The following is a 25,276-nucleotide window of genomic DNA, read 5'->3' as shown; positions in this document are numbered from 1 at the left end:
TGGATTTCTATGGACACAGCCACTCACCTTGTTATGGGCGTTACTCTAGGCAGTTTGGCAACGTTAGATCCAGCCATAGCACAAAGTGATATTGGGCCACAAGCAGTTATGCTTGCTACAATTGCCGGTTCCAATATTCCTGACATCGATACAGTTTTAAAATTGCGTAATAACGCTAAATATATAAGAAATCATCGCGGGATTACTCATTCCATTCCTGCAGTGATTCTTTGGTCATTCCTTATAAGTGGCATCTCTTTCGCCTTCTTTTCAGACGCTCCATATTTGCATCTACTACTTTGGTCATTTATTGCCGTCTTTCTTCATGTCTTTGTAGATATTTTCAACGCCTACGGTACCCAGGCATTACGGCCCTTCACAAAAAAATGGGTAGCGCTCGGCATCATTAATACATTTGATACCGTCATTTTCTTTATCCACCTACTCGCGATTGCTTGTATGCTTGTAGGTTCCCATAAAGGGTATACTGCCTTAGCAGCGTATATATTGATGATTATTTACTATATCGGACGGATTATGATGCATAGAAACATACGTAGCGTCGTATATAAACGTTTCAATCATGTGGAGAAAATAATCATTTCCCCTTCTTACAGATTTTATCATTACCATTTAGCAATCGTTACAACTGATTATTACTACGTTGCTAGATGGCATCGTGGTAACATCATGATATATGATAAGTTCGACCGGGTACCGTTCCCAGATAATGCTATTATGCGCGCAGCTAAACAAGATGAAAACATCTCAGCATTTCTATCTTTCTCCCCTGTGTATCGCTGGGACATTTTCGATTATGATCATTATTACGAAGTTCGCTTCATTGATTTGCGCTATCGCAGTAAAGATTATTATCCATTCGTTGCAATCGTTCAACTCGACCACAATTTAAATATTATTAGTTCCTATACAGGATGGATTTTTAGTGAAGAAAAACTTCGAAAAAAACTGGAATTACTTCCACATTAAAAAAAGCGACTTAAGTCGCTTTTTTTAATGTTTCAAATGATCTTCTTGATTGATTAAATGGCTATATTTCGGATTATTTGTACGCATTTCATGAAGGCGACCTCCATGATTATTAATCCATGTTCGTACCACTTGTTCAGTCATTTCATCACCTTGATAACGACCTGATTTAGCATAAGTTGTTTGAAAGTCTTCCCACAATAATTCAACCCACGCACGAGCTTGTGCGTAAGAAAGTTTGTCATTTTTGTCTAACAATTCTTTTGTTAATGTTTCGTGAATATCATTCATGTTCTATTCTCCTTTTACCTATTTATTCCCTTAATTTCTAAAGGATAGTTTCCTCTATTTTGCACATTCTATAAGTGATACTTCTTAAAGAGGTATCAACTGATGATGAGGAGGGCGTTCGCAATGGGTAAACAAGCCGAATTTTGGTCTGAGTCAAAAAACAACAGCAAAATCGATGGTCAGCCGAAAGCGAAATCACGCTTCGCTTCGAAACGACCTAACGGCACAATTAACACGCACCCACAAGAACGTATGCGTGCTGCAAATCAGCAGGAAGAATAGTTCAGGTACAACCTAAAAAATTAACTTCCTACACGAGGTGATAAAGATGAGCTACCGTGATCGCTTAGATAGTCGTTCTGAATTATTTAACCATACGTGGACTCGTCCGAAACATGCAAAGGCGCAAGTTAACGGACAGACGCAACAAACCCAGTCTCTCATTATACTGGCGAATGAATGTAAAAAACGCCAATTTTAGAATCTCCTATCTCCTGTAACGCCTACCAAAGATGAAAACCAGAGAGATATTCGCTCTCTGGTTTTCATTTTTCTTGCAATAAAGAAATCGGTATTCCAATCTCTTCATTATCATTTTGCTTATGTCCCCAAGCAAATACCCCGTTGAAATACGTAATTTCAAATAATATACCAGGTTCTTCTACTAATTCATATGTCTCACCAATATGGAATTTGTTTATATCAGTCATATAAGCACGAGCCATTGCCATCTTGCGCATTAATACATCGAACTCATTTACAATACCAAGCTGCTCTGCCTTTATTGCTTGCTCTTTCAAAACCCCAATTTCTTCCCTTAGCTCATGTGGTGTCATTTCACTGTAGCGCTTTGGCATATTCATCTTATTCCCCTCATCCCTCTTCACGTTTCATCTGCAAAAATATCTCTATCTCATCAATAGAGAACCCTTTGCGATATAACGCTTGTTTCATCTTATTTTCGAATGTCCATCCATCATACTTCTTATATTTCTCATAATATTTATTCCCATGATAGTGTAACGCTTCTTGTTGCTGTTCGTCATCTTTTTCGTCTTTCAATTCTTCCAAACAAATTTGAATCACATCTCTAGAATATCCTTTACGAACAAGCATTTCGTCTAACTTTAGCTTCATTTGTAAAAAGGAATGCTTTTGATAAGACCTTTTCTTCTTTTCTATAAGAAGTAAAGCATTCTCAATTTGCTTTTCCTTCGGATATTCTTGTAAACTATGTGTAATGATTAGATCCTGAACACCTTTATTTAATAACTCTCTTTTAATAACAGTCGGACCCTTTCGATTCACATTACTTTGCGTTCGCGTATATAAAACAGCGTACTCTTTATCATTAATATATCGATCATGTAATAATTTCGAAACGACTTCAGAGATGACGGCCTGTCCCACTTCTTTTTTTCGTAAATAGTCTTCTACTTCTTTTTTTGTTCTCATTTGATAGGATAGATAGGAAATTGCTTGTAAATATGCTTTTTGTACCTCTTCATTGTATAAAATATTCCCTAACGCTATTTCATCAATTTCTAATCCTTTTTGTAATCCATGTTTCATTAAGATTACTTGATCCACACTAAATCCGTATTCTTCACCTTGACCTTTATCAATATAAATATTAAATCGTTCTTTCGATCGTTTTTGCACTTCTATTTTTGTAATGACAGCCATACTCTCACCTCTCTATTATTTTAACATAGTCAAGGAACGTTTTTGCTTTTCAAGAATATATATAATGAGGAGGAAATAATTGTGAGAATCGCAATTTCTGGTGGTACCGGCTTTATCGGTAAATACCTTTCTACTTTTTTTATTCAAAAAGGATATAATGTTTACATTCTTACTCGAAACAAAACTACTGAAACTTCCCATCCTAACCTTCAGTATGTACAATGGACACCAGATTTACAAACCTTCCCCCTCTCTTCTATCGATGTAGTTATTAATCTAGCTGGAGAGTCTATTAATAGTAGATGGACAAAGAAACAAAAGGAATCCATTTTAAACAGTCGAATTCAAACAACAAAAGGACTCATTAAACAATTGCAAACACTTGGTACAAAGCCAAATACATTTATTAACGCAAGTGCTATTGGATACTATGGAACGTCTGAAACTGAGTCTTTTACAGAACAGCATGAGATTCCTGGAAATGACTTTTTAGCAAATACAGTATATTCATGGGAACAAGAAGCATCTAAAGCACGTTCTCTTGGAATGCGAACAATCTACGTAAGACTTGGAGTTGTATTAGGCGCAGACGGAGGAGCTCTTCCCAAAATGCTACTCCCCTATCAATTCTATATTGGAGGTACAATTGGATCTGGAAACCAATGGTTATCATGGATTCATATAGACGATGTCGTTCGCCTAATTGATTTCATCATACACAAAGAAGAAATTGATGGCCCTTTTAACATCACAGCTCCCCTACCTATAAGAATGAAGGAATTTGGAGAAACCATTGCAACTATAATGAAAAAACCTCATTGGTTACCTGTCCCTTCATTTATGATTCACACTTTATTAGGTGAGATGAGTATACTTGTACTCGAAGGACAACATGTATTACCTAGTAAAGCAATTGAACATGGGTATCAATACACATTTCCGGCAATAGACCATGCATTACAAAATATACTTTCGCATACAATGTAGTACTTCTAAAACACAGTTTTACAGGGTCCCCTTTCAAAACTTTCATTTTCTAGAATCCGGAGCATTATTACACAAATAACCTTTCAGTTACTTTCCCTTAAATTCCATTAACATTGTAAAGTAACAGAAATGAGGTACCTATGAAAATATTGCTCAAACAAGCCATTGTCTATCCTATTACATCCCAAAAATTTCAAGGGGATGTACTCGTTATAGGAGAAAGAATTGCCGAGGTCAAGCCTTCCATTCAACCTACTCAAGATATGACAGTTATAGACGCTCGTGCTCTTCATCTTTTACCTGGATTTATTGATGTCCATACTCATCTTGGTCTCTATGATGAAGGTACTGGTTGGGCTGGCAATGATGCAAATGAAACATCTGAAGTTTCAACACCACATATCCGTTCTTTGGACGGAATCCACCCTTTTGATATTGCATTTCAAGATGCTGTACAAAACGGAATCACAACTGTTCACGTTATGCCAGGAAGTCAAAACATTATCGGTGGTACGACTTGTGTAATAAAAACAGCTGGAACTTGTATTGATCATATGATTATTCAAGAACCTGCCGGCTTAAAGATTGCCTTCGGAGAAAATCCTAAAAAGGTCCATAGTAATGGAACAAAAGAATCCATAACACGTATGGGAATTATGGGATTACTTCGGGAATCATTCTATGAAGCACAGCACTACGGGCATGAAGCTGATTTTCGAATGCTTCCTATCTTAAAAGCATTACGCCGCGAAATACCCGTACGTATCCACGCTCACCGAGCAGATGATATTAGTTCTGCTCTACGCTTTGCAACAGAGTTCAATCTCGATTTACGTATTGAACATTGTACAGAAGGACACTTTATTGTTGAAGAACTTTCGAAACACAATTTGAAGGTTTCAGTTGGCCCCACTCTTACACGCCGTTCTAAAATCGAACTTAAAAACAAAACATGGGATACTTACCATATATTATCGAAAAATGGTGTGGAAGTTTCTATAACAACAGATCACCCTTATACACCAATTCAATATTTAAATATTTGTGCTGCTGTCGCAGTAAGAGAAGGATTAGACGAAAAAACTGCACTAGAAGGAATCACCATATTTCCAGCACGAAATTTACGTTTAGAGGATAGAATTGGAAGCATTGAGGTCGGAAAAGACGCTGATCTTGTGTTATGGACTCATCATCCTTTCCATTATTTAGCCAAGCCTGTACTAACCATGATTGATGGAAAAATAATTTACAAAAAAAATAAAAAAAACTAGTTTATTTTTTTGACTAGATAAAGTATTATACGATTATAAACTGAATGAAACCATAATCAATTTGTGTCGTGATTATCATTTTCAAATTGATGAATGGGGAAGGCAAATGGTGCGCCACCAGCGTTAGAAACTGGTTCTAGTGGGTTCGATTCCCACCCCGAAATTTTTTAAAGATTGATATAAAAATTTCGAGGGTGGGGTGTTTTTTCGTCATGCTACCCTCGTGTGAGGAGGAGTTAGTATGTTGAAAAAACGCGACTTACACGACAGCCACGTTCTATACGAGTTAATGGTGGACCCAGCTGTCTTCCCTTTTGTGCGTCAAAAGGCTTATTCTTATGAAGAGTATTTATTTTTAACGAAACAAACGATTGAAGCTGAAGAGCGTGGGGAATTAATTTCACGCACAATTTTAGATGAATGGGGTAACCCTATCGGAACAATTACTTTATTTGATGTGCAAGAAAAAGCCGGATTTCTCGGAACATGGCTTGGCAAACCCTATCATGGAAAAGGCTATAATAAATTGGCGAAAGATTCATTTTTTAGTGAACTTTTCTATGAATTAGATATTGAAACAATCTTTATGCGTATTCGTAAAATAAATATTCGTTCTATTAAAGCTGCCGAAAAACTACAATATGTAAATCTAGCAAACGAAACAAGAAAAGCCGTTTATGATGAAATTAACGCAAATGAAGAAGTATATAACTTATATGAAATCCCAAAAGATCAATATACACTTGCTACAATGCGAGATACAACGTTCCAAGATGCTCACCAATTAAAAGAAGCATAATCTAAATTTCCAGAAAAAATAGTTAATCATTAACATTTTACCATATACGTATATCACCCTATGTCTTTGGAAACGATAGATAGTGACTTTAGGACACGAGGTGATTTGTAATGGATAAAAAGAAACGTGACAAAACAAAAAACACATTATCTAGTACACAAGAAGTTCTTTACCAACGAGAATTTCGCAAAGCAGATCGCGCAGCGGGTTATCGCTCGAAAAGTATTTAAAGTGAGAATGAATAATTAGAAGTTTTCCCCCCTAATTATTCATTCTCATTACATATTTTTTCTACGTGATAGAATAGACAAAAAGGTTCCTTATTTATAAGGAACCTTTTTTGTGTGGATAACGTTATCCACACAATTTATAGAATTGTGAATAAATTCAACAAATCCTTCACAAGTTTATATGTTGTAACGCATAGTAAATGTTAGAATTGTGGATAGTTTTCTAAAAATTGTGGACAATGTGGATATAGTTGTTAATATTTCGACTTTACTGTTTAATGAAAGCGTAATCTTCATGTGGATAAGTTACTACTTTATCTTATAAAACAATAAAGAACCCTCTTTAAACATATAAAAGAGGGTTTCATATTAAGTAAATAATTGTGCAAGAGCAGGTGATTTAATAGGTATATGATTCGGTTCTACATGATTTTCTGTCAAAATTGTATCCACAATATGACCAGCTGGCTCCGGACGATAAATGCTTTTCATCGCTTCTTTCATTTGAAGAAGCTTCATATCATCTTGTAATAACGCCTCTGTCTTTGCAAAAACCTCACTATCATCACGAATGACAACTGCAGCTCCTTTTCTTTCAAAGTACATCGCATTTTCATTTTCTTGCCCTGGAACAGGCTTATATAAAATGACAGGTACTTGCAATGCTGCCGCTTCACTTAACGTAATACCGCCTGGCTTCGTAATCATACAAGAAGTAACACGGAATAATTCATCAATATTTTCAACATAACCAAATACTTTTAATGCATCAGGATTTTTTTCCTGTACTCCTAATAAATCCTGTTTTAACGCTTCATTCTTTCCACAAACGACAACTACTTGTAAATCAGGTAATGACATAAATGATTGGCATAGTTCTTTTACACTTCCTAATACCCCATGAGCACCTGCTACAATTAGTAAAATCTTTTTATTCTTACATAACTGATATTTATTATATATAATGTCTGGATTGATCTTCAGCTCAAAACTACTACGAATCGGAATTCCAGTTTCAACAATTTGCTCCGAGGGCACACCAATATCAACCATAATTTTTTTCACGTGATCCGTTGCTACAAAATAACGATCTACTTCCCGATGAATCCATATTTTGTGCACACAAAAATCCGTTAATACGTTATAAACAGGAATTGAAATACCTGTTTGCTTTTTTAACTCTGGTACAGCTATGATCGGAAAAGTATTAATAACAATATCCGGTTTCTCTGCTTGTAAAAGTAATTTCAAACGTTTTCTTCCAAAGTTCGCATACCAAGATGCTATTTTTTTATCATAAATTTTTTCTACGCCATAATAAAACAAGCGGTATAATTCTTTTCCTATTGTATAACTTTTTAAATATAAATATTTTGTAATATCGGTTATAACTGGATGTGATTCTCCGAACAAATCGCATACAATTACATCTTTAATTCCTTTTTGGCGAAATGTTTGTTCTAATGTTTTCGCTACTTGCACATGACCATTACCGTAATGTGCAGTTAATATTAAAACCTTGGGGTTTTTTATCAAACAAATCCACTCCTAGCTTATTGTTTCTCCATATTGCATATACGACAATAGGAAAAACATTTTCCTTAAAAATTACATAAACAGATTCTAATACTTCTCTTTCAGCTATGTACCTGTCGTGGATATGCAAAGCATATAAGATTGACCCCTTAATCCTATCTGTGCTCATATCTTTACATTATACTTTCCTATAAGAGCTTTCGCAATAACTTACAAATGTTCTCTATTCCATGATACTCACTCTTTTACTTCTTAATTCTTTTTACTATTTTGATTTCCCTTTACAATTATGTAAATTTCTCCACTTATTCCTTACAAAAATATGGATATTCTATTTTTAGTATACTCTTTTCTATATACATACTCTAGGTTTTATTGTAAAGAAAGCAAAAAGCCTAATCCAATATTTGGATTAGACTGCTTGTAAAATATGTCTTGCTTGCTCTACATTTTTTTCAGTAGGTGGTTCTACATTCGCGAGTGGATATTTATGCCCAAGTGCCTCCCATTTATATACACCAAGCTTATGATATGGTAGCACTTCAACCTTCTGAACATTAGACAGGCTTTGAATAAAGCTAGATAATTTTTGTAGATCCTCTTCATTATCCGTAACACCAGGAACTAATACGTGTCTTACCCAAATTGGTTTATTTTTATCCGATAAATAACGAGCAAATTGTAAAATATGTTCATTTGGTTTCCCTGTTAATTTACGGTGTTTCTTTGAATCAATATGTTTCAAATCCAATAAAACTAAATCTGTGTAATCCATTAAAATATCTAGCTTATTTTGGAATTCTGGTTCTTCAGAATAACAACCACCCGAAGAATCAATTGTTGTATGAATTCCAACTTCCTTACATTTCTTAAATAATTCAATTAAGAAATCTAGCTGTAATAATGGTTCACCACCACTAACTGTTATACCGCCTCCAGAAGCTTCAATAAAAGGAAGGTAACATGTCACATCCTGCATTACTTCTTCAACTGTTATTTCTTTTCCTTTACCGATCTCCCACGTATCAGCATTATGACAGTATTGACAACGTAATAAACACCCTTGTGTAAATATGACATAACGAATTCCTGGGCCATCAACAGTACCACAAGACTCTACAGAATGAATTCTTCCTTTTATCATGTTACTTCCTCCTTTATTGAAGCAGCCCCCCTCTGCTATTTATAAAAAGCAGAGGGACACTTTTTCACTTACATACTTTCATGCATTGTACGATTAATTACATCGATTTGTTGTTCACGAGTTAATTTAATAAAGTTTACAGCGTAACCAGATACGCGAATTGTTAATTGTGGATATTTCTCAGGATGTTCCATCGCATCCATTAATGTTTCACGATTAAATACGTTAATATTTAAGTGATGGCCTTCTTTTACTGCATAACCATCAAGCATTGATACTAAGTTACGTACTTGTACATCATCTTCTTTACCAAGTGCTTTTGGAATAATAGAGAATGTATTAGAAATACCATCTTGTGCATCTTCATATGGTAATTTAGCTACAGATAATAATGAAGCTAATGCACCTTTTGTATCACGACCATGCATTGGGTTCGCACCTGGTGCAAATGGTTCTCCAGTACGGCGACCATCTGGAGTGTTACCAGTTTTCTTACCGTATACAACGTTAGATGTGATTGTTAAGATCGACATTGTATGAACAGAATTTCTGTATGTTTTATGTTTACGAAGTTTATTCATAAATGTTTTTACAAGATTTACAGCGATTTCATCTACACGGTCATCATTGTTACCGTATTTAGGGAAATCTCCTTCGATTTCAAAGTCAACTGCAATACCGTTTTCATCACGAATTGGTTTTACTTTTGCGTGTTTAATTGCACTTAAAGAGTCTGCTACTACAGATAGACCCGCGATACCTGTTGCCATTGTACGAAGAACATTTGTATCATGAAGTGCCATTTCAATACGTTCGTAGCTATATTTATCATGCATGTAATGAATAACATTTAATGTGTTTAAATATAGACCTGCTAACCATTCCATTGTCATATCAAACTTACGCATAACTTCTTCATAATCTAATACTTCAGAAGTAATCGGTGCGTACTCAGGACCAACTTGTGCTTTAGATTTTTCATCTTTACCACCGTTAATCGCATATAGTAATGCTTTTGCTAAGTTTGCACGTGCGCCGAAGAACTGCATTTGTTTACCAATTCTCATTGCAGATACACAACAAGCAATTCCGTAGTCATCACCGTAGTCAGCACGCATAATGTCATCATTTTCATATTGAATTGCTGATGTTTTAATAGACATTTTCGCACAGTAGTTTTTAAAGTTCTGCGGTAATTGTTTAGACCAAAGAACTGTTAAGTTTGGTTCTGGAGCTGGTCCTAAATTATCTAATGTATGCAAGAAACGGAATGAGTTCTTTGTTACTAATGGACGACCATCTAATGCCATACCACCGATAGACTCAGTTACCCAAGTTGGGTCACCAGAGAATAATTCATTATAATCAGGTGTTCTTGCAAATTTCACAAGACGTAATTTCATAATGAAGTGATCCACAATTTCTTGTACTTCTTCTTCTGTTAAAGTACCATTTGCTAAATCTCTTTCAATATAAATATCTAAGAATGTAGAAGTACGTCCAAGACTCATTGCAGCTCCGTTTTGCTCTTTAATTGCTGCAAGATATGCGAAGTATAACCATTGGAATGCTTCTTGTGTGTTTGTTGCTGGCTTAGAAATATCAAAGCCATGAGAAGCAGCCATTTGTTTTAACTCTTGAAGTGCACGCATTTGCTCAGATAACTCTTCGCGTAAACGCATTGTATCTTCGCTCATTACACCGCCAGTTAAATTCAAATCAGCTTTTTTCGCTTCAATTAAATGATCAATACCATATAATGCTACGCGTCGGTAGTCACCGATAATACGTCCACGTCCGTATGCATCTGGAAGACCAGTAATTACACCTGATTTACGTGCATTTCTCATTTCTGGTGTATAAGCATCGAATACACCTTGGTTATGAGTTTTTCTCCAATCTCTAAAAATACGACTAAGCTCTTTATCCATTTCGTATCCATAAGATTCACAAGCTTGTTCCGCCATACGAATACCACCATATGGTTGTAAAGAACGTTTAAATGGTTTTTCAGTTTGGAAACCGACTACTTTTTCAATATCTTTATTTAAATATCCTGGTTCATGTGATGTAATAGAAGAAACAATTTTTGTATCCATATCAAGAACGCCACCGTTTTCACGTTCTTTCGTTGTTAAATCCATTACTTGATCCCAAAGTTGTTTCGTTGCTTCAGTTGCTCCCGCTAAGAAAGATTCGTCTCCTTCGAAAACGTTTACATTATTTAAAATGAAATCGCGAACATCAATCTCTGCTTTCCATTTTTCACCTTTAAAGTTTTCCCATGCGTTTTTAACATTTTCTAATACTTGAGTCATCCTAATCTCCTCCATTTTTGATTAGTACAGGACTAAGATTTTTTATATAACAGCTTACACACTTAGAATACTACTTTTTTGCTAAAGTGAACGAAATAGTTGTGACATGTTTGTGAAATATTGAGCAAACTACTATATGCACAGTGTTAACTTCACTTAAAAGTCTTTATAATTAACCCTTTCCTTAATTGTATTTTTTTGGTACCCTTATATACGAGTCCTATTTTGTAATATAAGAACAATACCCATTGTAGAGCTGTAATACTCTTATCTCCTAATCTGTTATAGTTTTTATAACAGAACAAAAAAGTGTACATATGTTGTACACTTTTTTTGTTACTACTCTAAAACATCTCTTTTTCTATTCCCATCATAGAATCCACCACGGCTACCTTCTAATACAATTAATTGCTCTAATCCTTCTATATGATCACCTATAATTCGCAAGACAGCTGGAGGATGACCTATTTTTGCAAAATGTTCACTGGGACGAATGCGGTTCATCTTATCGACCTCTACACGACTTACACACGCAATTTCGAATCCTGAAAGAATAGCTTTCACTTGCGCTACGCAAGGTGACAATAAAGACCTATACCCAATTGATTTCAAACACTTCTGGCTAAACGCATTAGGTACAGCGATAAGAGATCCTACTCCTAAATCTTTTCTATCACAAGCTAAATTTAATGCATATTTAAATGCAGTTACAAGATGAAGCGGTACTCTTAAATCTAAATAATGATTTAGATCATTTAATGCGACATCCATTCCATCTGCAATAGCTTTTGCAAATGGATATAGCTCACTAGCTGGAATAACAAAATCACCGTCTATAAATAATACAATTTCTCCTTTGGCGAAATAAGTCCCAAGTGAACGTCCCACATCGTTGCCAAGTGCTTCTTTATATACAATTGTTGTTGCTCCCTTGTCTTTTGCAATCGTTGCTGTTTTATCAGACGAACCATTTACAACAACGATAATTTCAAAAGGTTCAATTTTGCGAAGCTCTTCTATAACATTTCCAATTGTTTTCTCTTCATCTTGTACAGGAATAATGACTGATAATTGCTTTCCTTTATACAATTTAGATGTAATGCCCCATCCTTGATAAAGATCTTCGAAATCTAAAGTATGATAGACACTATCTCTTTTCCTATTTCCATCATAATATCCTCCGCGCTCATCACTACCTACTATTCGCTCCGCTACAGCTTCTATATGATCACCTATCATCCGTTTTTCAGATTGCGAAAGACCCGTGCCGTACGCAGCATGCTCGGTCGGCCGAAATTTATTTGGCGTAATAACGTCAATTGCACAATGCCGACTAATTCTCCATTCACTTTGAACGAGGCGTAAATGAGCCAAAATAGGATTAACAAAACATTCATATCCGATGCTTTGAACGACCTCTTTCGTCAGCGCATGAGGTGCATCTAATAAGGAATCAATTTTTAATTCTTCACGCTCTAACATTGCATTTAATATTTGGCGCCATACTGTCACGGCGTGCGGTTTTTGTTTCTTTAAAAATAATGCGTCCAAATTATTTAAAACGATGTCGGCCTGATCATGTAAAATCGGATTAAGGAATAATTGTAATTTTGAAGTTTGAATAGCAAAATCTCCATCTATAAATAGTAATACATCACCTATCGCATGTTTTGCGCCAATCGCGCGGCCAACATCGTTCCCTAGTAGCTCTATATACTTGATTACTTTACACCCTAAACGATCAGCAACCTCTTCTGTACCATCGTTACAACCGTTTGCTACTACAATAATCTCTATTGGATTTAATCCTTTTGCCGATTGGATAACATCTGAAATCGTTTCAGCTTCATTACATACAGGTATAATGACCGATAGTGACTTAGCCATTATTTTCTTCACGGAACCACTTAATAGTTTCTTTCAATCCTTCTTCCCATGTTACTTCTGCTTGAAACTGAACAAGTTCTCTTAATTTCGCAACATCTGGTCTTCTATTTGGAATTTCTTCAAAGCCATGTGGGTACACCTCTTCAAAAGGAACTTGAACAATCTTTGAAGAGGATTTCGTTAGCTTTTTAATTACTTCTGCCACTTCTTTTATACTCTTTTCATTGTCAGAACCTATGTTAATAATTTCACCATTTACCTTCTCATCCATCGCTCGAATCGTTGCCTCTACCGCATCACTTACATACGTAAAACAACGTGTCTGCTCTCCATCTCCATATACGAGAATGTCTTCTCCTTGCAAAGCCGCACTAATAAATCGTGGGATTACCCCTGCATACGGACCATCTTTCGCTCTTGGACCATAAATATTAAAATAACGAACAATCGTTACCGGTAAACCTTCTAATGCGTATCCTAAACATAATGTTTCTTCTAATGTTTTACACACTGCATAACTCCAGCGTATTTTAGAAGTTGCCCCGTATAATCGATCTCCCTCTTCAGAGAAGGGTGGCTTTGCCTTACCATATACTTCTGAAGTAGAAGCAAAGACCACTTTCTTCTTTTCTTTTAGCGCTGCTTGTAAAATGTTTCTCGTTCCATCAAAATTCGTTTCAATAAGCTCTATACTCTTTTCCATTGTCGTTTTCACGCCTAAAATTGCTGCTAAATGAAACACTACATCATGTTGGTTTACTAATTCATAAATAGAATTTTTATCTAAAACACTTATTGGAATAACTCGAATTTCTTTCATTAACTCATCATGATATTTATTTTTCCCTTTATAGAAGTTATCAACGATCGTAACCCCATACCCTCTTTTCACCAGCTCTTCAGCTAAATGTGAACCAATAAATCCTGCTCCACCTGTAATTAAACATTTCTTACTCATACACTCACCTTCTTTATAATTCCACGTGTATCTATTACTCGCTTCATACCTTTAAAAAGCTTCCAATCGATATTAGAGTGATCAGTTAAAATTAATATACAACCCGCTTGTTTAACGACATGTTCATCCAAAGAAACAGATTGGTACACCTTGCCTTCAAACTTTGCAGAAGAAATATATGGATCGTGATATTCGATTTCATATCCTTCTTTTAGTAACAATTCAATAATTGGTAAAGCCGGTGATTCTCTCAAATCATTTACATCTTTCTTATATGCAATTCCTACAATTAAAACTGATGCAGGTGATTGCACCATGCCTTTTACTTTCCGGACTATTTTCTCTGGCATTTCTTCATTAATCACATGTGCAGCCTCAATTAATTGACTAATTTCCCCATTCCTTTTTATTCTCCATTGGAAATATAAAGGATCTACTGGAATACAATGTCCTCCTATTCCTGGTCCTGGCCAATATGGAGTAAATCCAAACGGTTTTGTAGATGCGGCTTCAATCGCCTCATAAAAATCAATTCCTAAACTTTCACATAGTGTGTTTAACTCATTTACTAATGAAATATTGACTAGGCGCTGAATATTTTCAAATAACTTACACATTTCCGCTACTTTCGGAGAACTAACTGGAACAACGACATCAAATGTAGTGCTATACAACTCCTGAACTTTTTGTTTACACTTTTCTGTTTGTCCACTAATAACTTTTGGAATCGTTTGAACAGAATAGTGACTATTAGCCGGATCAATTCTCTCAGGGGAATATCCGATATAGAAATCTTCTCCTACCTTTTTACCTGTTTGAGAAATAATAGGAATGATAACTTCCTCGAGTGTACCTGGATATGTGGAGCTTTCAAAAATGAAGGTTTGTCCTTTTTGAAGGTTTTGTTGTATATAATGTGAGGCTGAAATGAGGGCACTTAAGTCTGGTTCTCTTTGTTCATTAATCGGAGTCGGGACAGTAACAATAACATAATCACTATTTTGAAAATCAGCAATGCCTTGATCCGGTGTGTTCACTATTAATTTTTTTTTCACCAATAAACTTTGTAACTCTTTAGAAGAAACATCCGGAATATAGCTTTCTCCTTTTATAATTGATTCTATTTTTCTAATATCTTTATCTAACCCAAGTACTGTATGCCCTCTCTCTGCAAAATGGACTGCTAAAGGAAGGCCAACATACCCTAAGCCAATAATAGCTACTTTACTACTATTCATTTGTATTCTCTTCTTCCCTTCTCAATTGTTGAATGATATCTCTCTCTCTATCTCCATCCGTAAAGCCACCGCGTTCGTCTGTACATTGTAATAAATACGCAATCGCCTCAATTTGATCACCGAAAATACGATCAAATGCTGAAATACGCCCATTTACAAATTCGTGTTGCTCTGGACGTACTCGATTTGTTTTTATAACATCTAATAACTCTACTGCTGTAATAGAGAATCCTTCTAAAATAGCTTTCACCTGAGCTAATGGAGGAATCACAAGAGAATCATAACCAATTTTCTCTATTACTTTTTTATGCATAGCGTGTGGTACTGCTGTTAATGAGTTATTCCATAAATCTGGTCGCTTCGCTATCAAATTCACAAAATATTTTCCCATGCTAATTGGATCTGCTGGATGAAACATATCTAATAAACACTGTAAATCATTTAATGCCACATCACTTCCATCTTCAATAGCACGCAAAAATAGAATTAAATTTGTTGCTGGAATAACAAAATCACTATCAACAAATAAACAAATATCTGCCGTAGCATACATGGCCCCTATCGCCCGTGCTACATTATGCCCAAGCACTTCATCCAACTCAACAACAATAACATTCTCTAGCTTTACTTGTTTAATGGTCTTTACGGCAGCTCCATTCACAACAACTATAATTTCATCTACACCTGCTTTTTTCACTTCTTGTATAACAGACCTTATAGTTGTTTTCTCTTCTGATACTGGGATAATGGCACTATATTTCGCTTTTTTCTTTTGTAATAAAACTGGTTTATACTTTCCTACAAACTCCCTATCTTTATTGCCCTCTGAAAAACCACCGCGATTACCGTATGTTTCGATTACGTATTGTAAAGCTCGCAAATGATCACCCATAATACGACTAGTCGCTTTCGGATAAGGAGAGCCAGGTGACGTGCCCGTATGGACAGGACGAACTTTATTTGTGTAAATGACATCAACTGAAGCCATATCAGAAATATCTACTCCTCTAGACATCGCCATCGCTTGAAATAGTGCTGGATCCGCTAAATTCCACCACCCTAGTTCTTCAATCACTTCACGACTTATCGCATGTGGTATCGCAATTAAAGATCCTACAACAAATTCTTTTTTGTTCAAATAACGGTTTAACATATATTTTCCAACCGTCGTATAATGCGGTCTCATCTTCAAATAAACGGACCATGTTAAATTATTTAAAACAATCTCATGTCCTTGCTGTATTCCTTTAATAAAATTGTATAATTCTTCACTTTTCATGACGATATCGCCATCTAAAAATAAAACAATTTCACCTTTTGCTTCTCTAGCACCAATTGCCCGTCCCACATCATTACCAAGAGAATATCTATAATAAATCACACGGCAATTAAGCTGTAACGCTATTTCTTTCGTACCATCTGTCGATCCATTATCTACTATGATAATTTCATATGGTTCCAACTTCCTTACTTCTACTAAAACTTTTGATAAAGTACTTGCTTCATTATGCACTGGAATAACAACTGACACTCTCATACTTGTATCACGCTTACCCTTCCAAGCGAACATAAGCAATAATCGGAATACGTACAACTACATCTTCTGGTGGTCCATAAGAAGGAGAAGTACGAACAATTACTGCCCCATCCGTCACAGATAAAAGAACGCCTGCAATGATTTCTACAGCTGTCACAACTTGCACTAGTTCACCAACATGGTTACGTAATTCATCAGTAAATAACATATATAACTCTCCTTTCTTACACTTCTTTAATTGATATAATACTTGTAAATGGTAATAAAACTTCTGTTCCTATTCCTTCTTGCAGTGTTAAGAAATCATCACCAACTGCTACAATCACACCCGTTAACTGTCCAACTGTCACAGTAATCTCTACGTTTTTACCCAAATACTGCTCTGCAATTTCTTTAAAAGGTGATGTATTACATTCTTTTAAAATGTTACAAATAATAGATTGAAATCTACTTGATTCAATAACTTCTTCCGTAGCTTGCTTAGAGTTTCTTTGAATAAATCTCGCGAAGTTTTGTGAAAATAAAAGTCTCTCCACAGCAGGCAATAACTTATTATCTAAAAAATAATCTAATTGTCTATTAAACAATCTCGATAGCTTTTTCCAATACTTACCGAACAAACACATACACTTCTCCTCCTATTATTTTTAAAGTATAAAAACACATCCATACATCTTAATGTATACAGAGCAGGCTTTTTTTGTGATAGGTAAGGCATACATTTTTCAAAGAAACCATCTTTTCTAGTCACACAAAAAAGATAGATGGTATCCCATCTATCTTTATGTATATTTTAATTTTTAATTGTAACAATGGCAGCTGCACTATAATAAACCGCTCGTGGCAATTCTGCCTGTTCACTTATAGAAGCTGTAACAAGTGAACCACCACTTGCCGAGAAATACTTAACAGCTTCTAAAGGAATACCATCTTCTTTTACATCAATATGCGTTCCATCTCGCCAATCTATTTTCTGCATTGTTGCTGAGAAATCGCCAGCCACTTTACCAATTTCTTCACCATCCATCCCTAAAAAGGTCCATTCCCACTTTGTTAAACTTAGTACTTGTTTCAACTCTCCAATTTTCTTTCCATCTATATTAGAAAAAGTATAGAAGTTTCGTACTCCCATCTCCTTTTGAACACGCAACAATCTTTCTCCCGAATGATTATATAAATAAAATTGTTGCTTATGTAGTCCCTTTAAAAGAAAAGAAAGTACAACTTGCCATACACGTTGAATAACAAAATCATACTCTTCTTTTAAAAAACCTAATGCACTGCCATCTAATCCAAAGTACGTTATTACTTGAAATATCCCTACCTCTTTACGAACAACAAATTTTTGTTGTTCAAATAATTCAGAATTCTCTATATTATAAATTTCCTTTTTAAGTATTTTTGATCTTCGTTTTTCCATAAAGCTATATATGAATAATCCAAATGCCGGTATTACAACACTTATTAATTTCAAATTTTCTTTCTCCGAAGTGAATAGCGTCCCTTTTTTATATTCCATCACTAATACAATTGTGACAATAACCCATACAATAATAGATACAAAAAAAATGCGTTTTGCATTACGTGCGTGATGCCTATCTATACTCATACTCCTCCCCCTTTTCCATTTATCCCGCTATTCGCCGGGCAGTAAGACCCCCACTTCAAAATTCAGCGCAAGCAAAGAAGTTAGGTGGGGGATCGACTGCCCGTAAAAGCCCGATTGGTGAGGGCTAATAATCAGTGAGGGATGAAGAATCCCCCACTGATTAAAGTTTCACTTTATTTCATTATCCCATTGCCCCTACACTTCCTCAATAAAAAAAGACTATCCAATAGGATAGCCTCTTACACTTCAATATTTCGCAACATCGTATAAATGTCGTTATTCACTTTACCAAACGATTTAATATTATTTTGAATATTAGATAATAAAACGACATACACACTTCCGTTTTTGCTAAATCCATTTAAACAATTCCATCCTGGCATTACACCGTGATTCGAATAACTTCCCGGGTCTACATACCAACCAAATCCGTAATCCTTTTTCACAGCCGTAAACATTTGATTATAACTCTCTTTTGAAATCAGCTTTCCAGAGAAGAGTGCTTCATTAAATAAATATAAATCATGTGCACTTGTATATATATCACCACAACCATATAGTTGTGACATACTTGGAATATTAGGTGTTGTCATATTGTTATTTACTATTTTATAACCTGTTGATGGGAACCTTGTTTGCTCTAACGCTTTACCGAAACCAGAATGTTTCATACCCGCAGTAGCAAAAATATGTTGTTTAATATAGTCTTCTAACGGTTGTCCACTTACCTTCTCAGCGATATAGGCGAGTATCGAATAGTTCGAATCGGAATATTTCCATTTCTCTCCTGGGCTCCCAACACGCTTTTGCTTTCCTATTCGTTTTATCAGTTCTTCATGAGAAATATCCTCTGTTCCTTGCTCATACTCTGGAATTCCTGATGTATGTGTTAGTAAATGCTTTAACTGAATCCCATTACCTTGAGGGAAATCTGGAATATACTTTGCAACCGTATCCTCTACATTTAATTTATTTTGATCCTTTAATTGCATAATAGCAGTCGCTACAAATGCCTTTGAAATAGAACCAATATAAAAAGTTGTCTCTGAATTATTCGGTACTTGTTTCTCTTTGTTCGCCATACCGTATCCTTTATTCAAAAGAACTTTTCCGTTCTTCACAATAACAGCTGTCCCGCTAAATCCTGCGTTTTGTAAATATTGATCTAATTGAGCGTTTTCATTAATTTCTTGAGGTGGTCCCTCAGCAGGCTTTTCCACAGCTTGTGCTTGCTTCACTTGTTCTTCTTGTTCTTCCTGCTCTTTTTGTTTTTGTGCTTCTTGTTTCTTTTTTTCTTCTTCTTTCTTTTTCAGCTCTTCTTGTTTCTTCATTTCTGCCGCTGCTTTTAAAGTTTCTTCTTTCTTATTATGCGCAACAATTTTTGTATACATGAAATATACAAGTGAAAATAGTAAGACGAGAATGATTGTTCTTTTTATGTATACAATCGGCCGACGTGCTTTCCCATTCGCATTATTTTTTTCCTGATCCATGATTGCTTTTTTCCCCTTACTCACCAATAATTTACTTCCTCTACTAAAGATTTATTTTAGCAGATTATGGATACTCTATTCTATATCATCCCTACTTTATCACGCACTGCACATATTACCAACCTATATGTATAAAAAAGAAAAAGAAAATTTACAAAAGTAAGATTCCCGTTAAATCGTTAACATAAAAAAGAGGATATCCTCTAAAAAAATTGATGTTATCAATCTTTTGGGATATCCTCTTATCTCATTATTTATACGTGTTTTTTCATATCATCGGCAACAGATTCAACATTTGTACCTACGATAACTTGGACACTCGTGTTACTTAATTTCATAACACCTTTTGCACCAGCACGTTTTAATGCTGCTTCGTTTACTTGACCAGCATCTTTCACTTGTAAGCGTAGACGTGTTGCACAGTTATCAATAACTGTTAAGTTTTCTTTTCCACCTAAAGCTGCTACGTAAGTTTCACCAATTGAACCTGCAACAGGTGCGTCACCCTCTTCAGCTAGCTCGTCGTCATCTTCGCGACCAGGAGTTTTTAGATCGAACTTCTTAATTAAGAAGTAAAATACAACGAAATAAATTACTGCGTAAATTAAACCGACTCCCGCGAGTAATACTGGTTTTGTTGCAATACCGAAGTTTAAGAAGTAATCGATTGCACCGGCACTAAATGTGAAACCATCGTGAATGCCAAGAGTTGTTGTAATAAATAGAGACAGACCTGTTAATACAGCATGAATACCATATAATACTGGTGATAAGAACATGAATGAGAATTCAATTGGTTCTGTAATACCAGTTAAGAATGAAGTTAATGCTAGACCACCTAACATACCTGTAACCATTTTACGTTTTTCTGGTTTAGCAGCCGCAATCATTGCGAAACATGCTGCTGGTAAACCGAACATCATAACTGGGAAGAAACCAGTCATAAACATACCCGCTGTTTTATCTCCTGCAAGGAAGCGAGCAATATCACCATTTACAACATTACCTGCTGCATTTGTAAAGTCACCAAGTACGAACCAGAAGTATGTGTTCATTACGTGGTGTAAACCGATTGGAATTAATAGACGGTTTAATAAACCAAATAGACCTGAACCAACTGCCCCTAAATTAACAATTCCATGAGCTAATGCATCGATAGCATTTTGAATTGCTGGCCAAATTTGTGCGAATAGAATTCCTAATAGTAACATCACAACCGATGTAACAATCGGAACGAAACGTTTTCCAGCAAAGAACCCTAACCATTCTGGAAGTTTAATCTTATGGAATTTATTATAAAGAAGTCCTGCTATAACACCGACAATAATACCACCTAAAACTTTCATATCCACTTTAGTCGATAATTCGGCTGCCTTAGATACCTGTGTCATTGTATCTGCAAGCTTAGATGGGTCTACATTAGCGCTATTACCTATTAAATCTTGAACTTTGCCTAATTTATCTTGTAATTCTACAGTAGAATATCCCTTACTAAGTGCATCAATACTGTTTTTCATAACTAGATAACCAATTGCACCTGCAAGACCTGCTGCACCACTACCATCAACAGACAAACCGATTGCAATACCAATTGCAAAAATAAGTGCTAAATTATCAAAAACTGCTGCACCGGCCTGTGCCATAACAGGAATATCAAATACATCTGGTTGTCCTAGACGAAGCAATAATCCTGCTGCTGGTAGCACTGCGATTGGAAGCATTAACGCTTTACCAATACGTTGTAGAAACTGCAACATTTTAATTCCCCCTAATTCAATTTATGAAATCGTTATCATTATAAGTACGCCTTAGAAAACGCTTTCTATTTACATAACCATAATAACATATAGTTGTATAGATGTGTAGTTTTTATTTTTGAATTTTTTATGGATAAATCTCCTATTTCCAAACTGTTATATAAAAGGAAAATTCTCCTTTTTTAATATAGAATACTCGAAACGAAATACCTACTATAGAACATGTAACTTTCGTTTTATCATTCCACCTTTTCATGTTATTATTTATTTCCGAGCATATCGGGAAAAGTAAACGTAGTTAATTCGAAATAGGAGCGTTGGTACTATGCAGTGCATTGAAACAAACAACTTACAACAGTTGTTAGAACAAGTAAAACCATATACGAAAAAAGGAAAGCTTGCTACTTATATCCCCGAACTAGGAAATGCAAATCCAGACGATTTAGGGATTGCCATTTTCCATAAAGAAACAGAATATATCCATGCTGGCAACTCACAAACACTATTTACTCTTCAAAGTATTTCAAAAGTAATTACACTTGCACTTGCCCTTTTAGATCGTGGTGAAGAATATGTATTTTCTAAAGTTGGAATGGAACCAACTGGTGATCCATTCAACTCTATTATTAAGTTAGAAACAACAAGTCCATCCAAACCACTTAATCCAATGATTAATGCGGGAGCACTAGCTATTACGAGCATGTTAACAGGAAAAGATAATGAAAAAAAAATGGAGCGCATCCTTCATTTTGTACGTGAAATAACAGATAATCCTACCATTAATTATTCTTCTAAAGTTGCCAATTCAGAATTAGAGACAGCTTACTTAAACCGTTCACTTTGTTACTACATGAAACAAAACGGAATTATCGATTGTGACATCGAAGAACTTATGGATTTATACACTCGACAATGTGCAGTTGAAGTAAACTGTATCGATTTAGCACGTATCGGCTTAATTTTTGCGATGGATGGATATGATCCATATAAGAAAAAACAAATTATCCCTAAACATATTACAAAAATCTGTAAAACATTTATGGTTACATGTGGTATGTATAACGAGTCTGGTGAATTTGCGATCCGCGTTGGTATCCCCGCAAAAAGCGGCGTAGCTGGTGGCATTTTCGGCTGCGTAAAAGGAGAAATGGGAATTGGCATTTTCGGACCGGCTTTAGATGCAAACGGAAATAGTATCGCTGGTTTTAAAATTCTTGAACTTCTTTCTGCTCAAGAAGGTTGGAGCATTTTTTAATTCAGAGTTATCCTGCTATACTAGCAGGATTTTTTTCATTTCATAAAAACCTCAACTTTATCCGCTATCCATCCCCTTACAAAACAGTACTAAAAGTTTCTCTATATCATGCATATTTGCTCCCCCCTCCTGAATAATATAGTACAACCTAGCGCTATATGTGGAGGTGTGAAAGATGAAACTAATATTTCAAATGGAAAAACAGCCTGTTCTTGAAAAAACGATTCTTCTTTTTATATTGAGTATTGTAGAAAGCTTGAAGTTAAAAGTGGTTTCACTCGATGAAGCTCACCGATACATATTCAATTTAGAAGTACTTGAACTACTAATGGATCGGAACATCGATGATCAAGTACTTGAACTTATTCATTTCGGAATGGGACTTGAAGACATTCATCATGTGCTTCCAGAAGAACTTGAACATACTATCGAAGAATTAAAGTGGCTTTGCATTCAAGTGTTAAGTGAATACAGTATGCATGAAGAATCGGAACAACTAATTGAAGATATACGTTGAAAAAGCACCTATGTAGGTGCTTTTAATGTTTTTTTAAACTATTTTTATACGCCTCAATATTTACTGGTAGCTCTTCCTCTTCTAAAGTATGTTCATTTACATCTTTATGAATAAACGCACCTTTAGGCGGTTGATGGTCATGCCCTTTTTTCTTATGATCAAATGCTTTTCCGCGTCCCATACGGATCATCCTTTCTTTAAAAGAAATCCGTATTAGTATGGAGAAAAGTACGTCGATATATGCAATCCTTTGCCATATTTCCAAGGAAATACTCGAACATTGTTTTCTGTTCTCCTCACAATAACTGATCTATCCCAATAAGAATTAATAGCACGCCCGCAATAACAGTAGCCCATTTCCCTAAGTATTCTGCTAAAAATCGTTTTCCTACATAAGCAAAACCACTAATACAAATAAAACTAAACACCCCAGAAATAGTTGCTGTAAGCCACAGATTCAAGTTTGTTACCCCAGCGTCAAATCCACCTGCAATATTATTAATAGACAACGCAACCCCTAAAACAATTGCTTCTGAAAAACTAATTGTTTTAGAACCATCAAAATCTGCTTTTTCTGGATCACGTAAAATGCCCATAAGTACATTACCATCTTTAGAACCTACAGTATTTCTTTGCCCCAAGAAAGGCTGGCACAAAATAAACACACCGATTATACCTAAAACGATTGCTCCAATTAGGTTTGCAGTAAACTCTGAAATAAATAACGCTATCCAGTTCCCAAAAAAGCCAGCTAATAAAGTAAATAAAAAACCAAAAAATGCGATGATAAAATTGTTAAGCCACGAAATTCGAATTTTACGAATGCCATATGCAATCCCAACACCTGCATTATCTAAATTAGAAGCAATACCGATTAAAAAAATTGAAAATAGACCTGCCGTACTCATAAACAGCCACCCCTTTTTCTCACTTTTCAATGCATATTATGAAAATGTTGAGCAACTGTGCCTGTCTGTTTCATATACATGTAAGAAATGCTCAACATTTTTTCAACAATAAAAAAGGAGTGCCTTCACTATGCCTAAAGAAAACCCAAATGAGCGGCTTAGTACATTAATAAAAAAACTTTTAAAAGAACGTGCCTTATCCATGCGTCAATTAGGAATGCATACAAATATTGATCCCGCAACAATCTCAAGAATTATGAATGGTAAACAACCGCCAAAACAAAAACATCTACAAAAATTTGCAGAATGTTTGCAAGTTCCACCCCAATTGTTATTTGATGAAATGTATCCTGATTCTCCTCACATTAATAAAGAAAAGACGGATATGTACACATCTCTTGATACAATTCAGCAAACACTGCAATCCTCTAACTTATTCGATTTTGACTATACAACAACTCGCGTAAAACAAGAACTTGAAAACTATGAACGCTATGCTCAGACAACAGAAGGTGAAAAACGTATTCATGAAAGTTTCGCGAGTAAATTAGAACAAATTGATAGCGCTGGTCCTTTTATTGAACAATTAACCGATATGTATCAACAATTTTGCAATGAAACTATCTCAAAAGAAGAGCGTGCAGTTCTTGGAGGCGCATTACTGTATTTCATTTTATCGACAGATATTATTCCCGACTATCTCTTTCCAATTGGCTATTTAGATGATGCAATTGCTGTTGAATTAGCGAAAGAAAAATTAATCGAACTAAAACGAAAAACATAGAAAAATAAAGAACTATTTCAGTTGTTTCTGTTCAACTCTGAAATAGTTCACTAAAAAATCGTACAAGTATACATACCTGTA

General features: G+C 35.3%; 28 protein-coding genes. 10 read left to right on the top strand and 18 right to left on the bottom strand.

Annotated features, from left to right (window positions below):
- The first annotated feature begins 9 nt into the window (after positions 1-9).
- Positions 10-990 carry a metal-dependent hydrolase gene (locus CER22_RS22115; protein WP_048542102.1) on the top strand — a complete coding sequence of 327 codons (981 nt, stop codon included), beginning with the start codon at positions 10-12 and terminating at the stop codon, positions 988-990.
- A 24-nt stretch (positions 991-1,014) separates the two neighbouring features.
- On the opposite strand, the gene CER22_RS22110 is transcribed toward CER22_RS22115, so the two are convergent.
- Positions 1,015-1,281 (bottom strand): YfhJ family protein, encoded by a 267-nt coding sequence (locus CER22_RS22110; RefSeq protein WP_000997857.1) that lies wholly within the window; start codon positions 1,279-1,281, stop codon positions 1,015-1,017.
- A 123-nt stretch (positions 1,282-1,404) separates the two neighbouring features.
- On the opposite strand from CER22_RS22110, the gene CER22_RS22105 reads away from it, so the two are divergent.
- Positions 1,405-1,563, top strand: a complete 159-nt coding sequence (locus CER22_RS22105; RefSeq protein WP_000517891.1) for a small, acid-soluble spore protein K — start codon at positions 1,405-1,407, stop codon at positions 1,561-1,563.
- Positions 1,564-1,609: 46 nt separating this feature from the next.
- The gene (locus tag CER22_RS22100; protein ID WP_000122093.1) at positions 1,610-1,762 is read left to right on the top strand and encodes a YpzG family protein; all 153 of its coding nucleotides are present in this window, start codon (positions 1,610-1,612) and stop codon (positions 1,760-1,762) included.
- Between the two features lie 64 nt (positions 1,763-1,826).
- Here the strand turns inward: CER22_RS22100 and CER22_RS22095 are convergent, their stop codons facing one another.
- Both CER22_RS22095 and recX read right to left on the bottom strand, forming a co-directional pair.
- Positions 1,827-2,144: a YfhH family protein gene (locus tag CER22_RS22095; protein ID WP_001057030.1), complete on the bottom strand. Its 318-nt coding sequence runs from the start codon at positions 2,142-2,144 to the stop codon at positions 1,827-1,829.
- A 10-nt stretch (positions 2,145-2,154) separates the two neighbouring features.
- Positions 2,155-2,967, bottom strand: coding sequence for a recombination regulator RecX (gene recX, locus CER22_RS22090; protein ID WP_000268506.1), 813 nt, complete (start codon positions 2,965-2,967; stop codon positions 2,155-2,157).
- A gap of 81 nt (positions 2,968-3,048) precedes the next feature.
- Between recX and CER22_RS22085 the strand changes: the two genes are divergently transcribed.
- The 4 genes from CER22_RS22085 (at position 3,049) to CER22_RS22070 (ending at position 6,254) form a co-directional block, all read left to right on the top strand.
- Entirely contained in the window at positions 3,049-3,954 is a 906-nt protein-coding gene (locus CER22_RS22085; RefSeq protein ID WP_088061655.1) for a TIGR01777 family oxidoreductase, read from the top strand.
- A 140-nt stretch (positions 3,955-4,094) separates the two neighbouring features.
- Positions 4,095-5,225, top strand: coding sequence for an amidohydrolase (locus CER22_RS22080; protein ID WP_000698306.1), 1,131 nt, complete (start codon positions 4,095-4,097; stop codon positions 5,223-5,225).
- Positions 5,226-5,466: 241 nt separating this feature from the next.
- The gene (locus CER22_RS22075; RefSeq protein WP_000914737.1) at positions 5,467-6,024 is read left to right on the top strand and encodes a GNAT family N-acetyltransferase; all 558 of its coding nucleotides are present in this window, start codon (positions 5,467-5,469) and stop codon (positions 6,022-6,024) included.
- A 110-nt stretch (positions 6,025-6,134) separates the two neighbouring features.
- The gene (locus tag CER22_RS22070) at positions 6,135-6,254 is read left to right on the top strand and encodes a YfhE family protein (RefSeq protein ID WP_000358487.1); all 120 of its coding nucleotides are present in this window, start codon (positions 6,135-6,137) and stop codon (positions 6,252-6,254) included.
- Between the two features lie 369 nt (positions 6,255-6,623).
- On the opposite strand, the gene CER22_RS22065 is transcribed toward CER22_RS22070, so the two are convergent.
- From CER22_RS22065 to CER22_RS34120, 13 genes are all read right to left on the bottom strand, one after another.
- A complete protein-coding gene (locus tag CER22_RS22065; RefSeq protein WP_000594705.1) occupies positions 6,624-7,790 on the bottom strand; it encodes a diglucosyl diacylglycerol synthase in 1,167 nt (388 codons plus the stop codon).
- 412 nt (positions 7,791-8,202) lie between these two features.
- On the bottom strand, positions 8,203-8,934 hold the full coding sequence (gene pflA, locus CER22_RS22060) for a pyruvate formate-lyase-activating protein (protein ID WP_000589742.1): 732 nt from the start codon (positions 8,932-8,934) through the stop codon (positions 8,203-8,205).
- Positions 8,935-9,002: 68 nt separating this feature from the next.
- Entirely contained in the window at positions 9,003-11,252 is a 2,250-nt protein-coding gene (pflB, locus tag CER22_RS22055) for a formate C-acetyltransferase (RefSeq protein ID WP_088609562.1), read from the bottom strand.
- A gap of 339 nt (positions 11,253-11,591) precedes the next feature.
- The gene (locus tag CER22_RS22045; protein WP_141542761.1) at positions 11,592-13,139 is read right to left on the bottom strand and encodes a glycosyltransferase family 2 protein; all 1,548 of its coding nucleotides are present in this window, start codon (positions 13,137-13,139) and stop codon (positions 11,592-11,594) included.
- Positions 13,132-14,097 (bottom strand): NAD-dependent epimerase/dehydratase family protein, encoded by a 966-nt coding sequence (locus tag CER22_RS22040; protein WP_060486943.1) that lies wholly within the window; start codon positions 14,095-14,097, stop codon positions 13,132-13,134. The genes CER22_RS22045 and CER22_RS22040 overlap by 8 nt, the downstream gene beginning before the upstream one ends.
- Positions 14,094-15,335 carry a nucleotide sugar dehydrogenase gene (locus CER22_RS22035; RefSeq protein WP_075313226.1) on the bottom strand — a complete coding sequence of 414 codons (1,242 nt, stop codon included), beginning with the start codon at positions 15,333-15,335 and terminating at the stop codon, positions 14,094-14,096. Before CER22_RS22035 ends, CER22_RS22040 begins: the two co-directional genes overlap by 4 nt.
- A complete protein-coding gene (locus CER22_RS22030; protein WP_088061666.1) occupies positions 15,328-16,872 on the bottom strand; it encodes a glycosyltransferase family 2 protein in 1,545 nt (514 codons plus the stop codon). The genes CER22_RS22035 and CER22_RS22030 overlap by 8 nt, the downstream gene beginning before the upstream one ends.
- A gap of 13 nt (positions 16,873-16,885) precedes the next feature.
- Positions 16,886-17,080, bottom strand: a complete 195-nt coding sequence (locus tag CER22_RS22025; protein ID WP_000899469.1) for a hypothetical protein — start codon at positions 17,078-17,080, stop codon at positions 16,886-16,888.
- A gap of 16 nt (positions 17,081-17,096) precedes the next feature.
- Positions 17,097-17,498, bottom strand: a complete 402-nt coding sequence (locus CER22_RS22020) for a hypothetical protein (protein WP_000335522.1) — start codon at positions 17,496-17,498, stop codon at positions 17,097-17,099.
- A gap of 167 nt (positions 17,499-17,665) precedes the next feature.
- Positions 17,666-18,481 carry a sugar ABC transporter ATP-binding protein gene (locus tag CER22_RS22015; RefSeq protein WP_088609561.1) on the bottom strand — a complete coding sequence of 272 codons (816 nt, stop codon included), beginning with the start codon at positions 18,479-18,481 and terminating at the stop codon, positions 17,666-17,668.
- A 239-nt stretch (positions 18,482-18,720) separates the two neighbouring features.
- Complete coding sequence (locus CER22_RS22010; protein ID WP_088061664.1) at positions 18,721-19,974, bottom strand: serine hydrolase domain-containing protein; 1,254 nt, start codon at positions 19,972-19,974, stop codon at positions 18,721-18,723.
- 254 nt (positions 19,975-20,228) lie between these two features.
- Positions 20,229-21,731, bottom strand: coding sequence for an N-acetylglucosamine-specific PTS transporter subunit IIBC (nagE, locus tag CER22_RS22005; RefSeq protein WP_048567302.1), 1,503 nt, complete (start codon positions 21,729-21,731; stop codon positions 20,229-20,231).
- Positions 21,732-21,873: 142 nt separating this feature from the next.
- Positions 21,874-21,987, bottom strand: coding sequence for a transcriptional regulator (locus CER22_RS34120; protein ID WP_074651593.1), 114 nt, complete (start codon positions 21,985-21,987; stop codon positions 21,874-21,876).
- Positions 21,988-22,056: 69 nt separating this feature from the next.
- Here CER22_RS34120 and glsA point away from each other — a divergent pair, with 69 nt between their 5' ends.
- A complete protein-coding gene (gene glsA, locus CER22_RS21995) occupies positions 22,057-22,986 on the top strand; it encodes a glutaminase A (RefSeq protein ID WP_001149862.1) in 930 nt (309 codons plus the stop codon).
- 175 nt (positions 22,987-23,161) lie between these two features.
- On the top strand, positions 23,162-23,503 hold the full coding sequence (locus CER22_RS21985; protein WP_000766602.1) for a DUF3969 family protein: 342 nt from the start codon (positions 23,162-23,164) through the stop codon (positions 23,501-23,503).
- A 22-nt stretch (positions 23,504-23,525) separates the two neighbouring features.
- Here the strand turns inward: CER22_RS21985 and CER22_RS33170 are convergent, their stop codons facing one another.
- Entirely contained in the window at positions 23,526-23,684 is a 159-nt protein-coding gene (locus CER22_RS33170; protein ID WP_000532409.1) for a hypothetical protein, read from the bottom strand.
- A gap of 115 nt (positions 23,685-23,799) precedes the next feature.
- A complete protein-coding gene (locus tag CER22_RS21975; protein ID WP_000100745.1) occupies positions 23,800-24,411 on the bottom strand; it encodes a manganese efflux pump in 612 nt (203 codons plus the stop codon).
- A gap of 130 nt (positions 24,412-24,541) precedes the next feature.
- On the opposite strand from CER22_RS21975, the gene CER22_RS21970 reads away from it, so the two are divergent.
- Entirely contained in the window at positions 24,542-25,195 is a 654-nt protein-coding gene (locus tag CER22_RS21970) for a DUF1232 domain-containing protein (protein ID WP_001123723.1), read from the top strand.
- The last annotated feature ends 81 nt before the right edge of the window (positions 25,196-25,276 follow it).

This window comes from Bacillus sp. K2I17 (assembly GCF_002209985.1).
Lineage (GTDB): Bacteria > Bacillota > Bacilli > Bacillales > Bacillaceae_G > Bacillus_A > Bacillus_A wiedmannii.
Note: the sequence above shows the minus strand (reverse complement) of the source record. Positions and strands in the feature narration are given on the sequence as shown.

Excerpts from the sequence above, each read along its gene's own strand:
- CER22_RS22115 (WP_048542102.1), top strand. The coding sequence starts at position 10 with ATGGACACAGCCACTCACCTTGTTATGGGCGTTACTCTAGGCAGTTTG.
- CER22_RS22110 (WP_000997857.1), bottom strand. The coding sequence starts at position 1,281 with ATGAATGATATTCACGAAACATTAACAAAAGAATTGTTAGACAAAAAT.
- CER22_RS22105 (WP_000517891.1), top strand. The coding sequence starts at position 1,405 with ATGGGTAAACAAGCCGAATTTTGGTCTGAGTCAAAAAACAACAGCAAA.
- CER22_RS22100 (WP_000122093.1), top strand. The coding sequence starts at position 1,610 with ATGAGCTACCGTGATCGCTTAGATAGTCGTTCTGAATTATTTAACCAT.
- CER22_RS22095 (WP_001057030.1), bottom strand. The coding sequence starts at position 2,144 with ATGAATATGCCAAAGCGCTACAGTGAAATGACACCACATGAGCTAAGG.
- recX (WP_000268506.1), bottom strand. The coding sequence starts at position 2,967 with ATGGCTGTCATTACAAAAATAGAAGTGCAAAAACGATCGAAAGAACGA.
- CER22_RS22080 (WP_000698306.1), top strand. The coding sequence starts at position 4,095 with ATGAAAATATTGCTCAAACAAGCCATTGTCTATCCTATTACATCCCAA.
- CER22_RS22075 (WP_000914737.1), top strand. The coding sequence starts at position 5,467 with ATGTTGAAAAAACGCGACTTACACGACAGCCACGTTCTATACGAGTTA.
- CER22_RS22070 (WP_000358487.1), top strand. The coding sequence starts at position 6,135 with ATGGATAAAAAGAAACGTGACAAAACAAAAAACACATTATCTAGTACA.
- pflA (WP_000589742.1), bottom strand. The coding sequence starts at position 8,934 with ATGATAAAAGGAAGAATTCATTCTGTAGAGTCTTGTGGTACTGTTGAT.
- pflB (WP_088609562.1), bottom strand. The coding sequence starts at position 11,252 with ATGACTCAAGTATTAGAAAATGTTAAAAACGCATGGGAAAACTTTAAA.
- CER22_RS22045 (WP_141542761.1), bottom strand. The coding sequence starts at position 13,139 with ATGGCTAAGTCACTATCGGTCATTATACCTGTATGTAATGAAGCTGAA.
- CER22_RS22040 (WP_060486943.1), bottom strand. The coding sequence starts at position 14,097 with ATGAGTAAGAAATGTTTAATTACAGGTGGAGCAGGATTTATTGGTTCA.
- CER22_RS22035 (WP_075313226.1), bottom strand. The coding sequence starts at position 15,335 with ATGAATAGTAGTAAAGTAGCTATTATTGGCTTAGGGTATGTTGGCCTT.
- CER22_RS22030 (WP_088061666.1), bottom strand. The coding sequence starts at position 16,872 with ATGAGAGTGTCAGTTGTTATTCCAGTGCATAATGAAGCAAGTACTTTA.
- CER22_RS22025 (WP_000899469.1), bottom strand. The coding sequence starts at position 17,080 with ATGTTATTTACTGATGAATTACGTAACCATGTTGGTGAACTAGTGCAA.
- CER22_RS22020 (WP_000335522.1), bottom strand. The coding sequence starts at position 17,498 with ATGTGTTTGTTCGGTAAGTATTGGAAAAAGCTATCGAGATTGTTTAAT.
- CER22_RS22015 (WP_088609561.1), bottom strand. The coding sequence starts at position 18,481 with ATGAGTATAGATAGGCATCACGCACGTAATGCAAAACGCATTTTTTTT.
- CER22_RS22010 (WP_088061664.1), bottom strand. The coding sequence starts at position 19,974 with ATGGATCAGGAAAAAAATAATGCGAATGGGAAAGCACGTCGGCCGATT.
- nagE (WP_048567302.1), bottom strand. The coding sequence starts at position 21,731 with ATGTTGCAGTTTCTACAACGTATTGGTAAAGCGTTAATGCTTCCAATC.
- CER22_RS34120 (WP_074651593.1), bottom strand. The coding sequence starts at position 21,987 with ATGAAAAGGTGGAATGATAAAACGAAAGTTACATGTTCTATAGTAGGT.
- glsA (WP_001149862.1), top strand. The coding sequence starts at position 22,057 with ATGCAGTGCATTGAAACAAACAACTTACAACAGTTGTTAGAACAAGTA.
- CER22_RS21985 (WP_000766602.1), top strand. The coding sequence starts at position 23,162 with ATGAAACTAATATTTCAAATGGAAAAACAGCCTGTTCTTGAAAAAACG.
- CER22_RS33170 (WP_000532409.1), bottom strand. The coding sequence starts at position 23,684 with ATGGGACGCGGAAAAGCATTTGATCATAAGAAAAAAGGGCATGACCAT.
- CER22_RS21975 (WP_000100745.1), bottom strand. The coding sequence starts at position 24,411 with ATGAGTACGGCAGGTCTATTTTCAATTTTTTTAATCGGTATTGCTTCT.
- CER22_RS21970 (WP_001123723.1), top strand. The coding sequence starts at position 24,542 with ATGCCTAAAGAAAACCCAAATGAGCGGCTTAGTACATTAATAAAAAAA.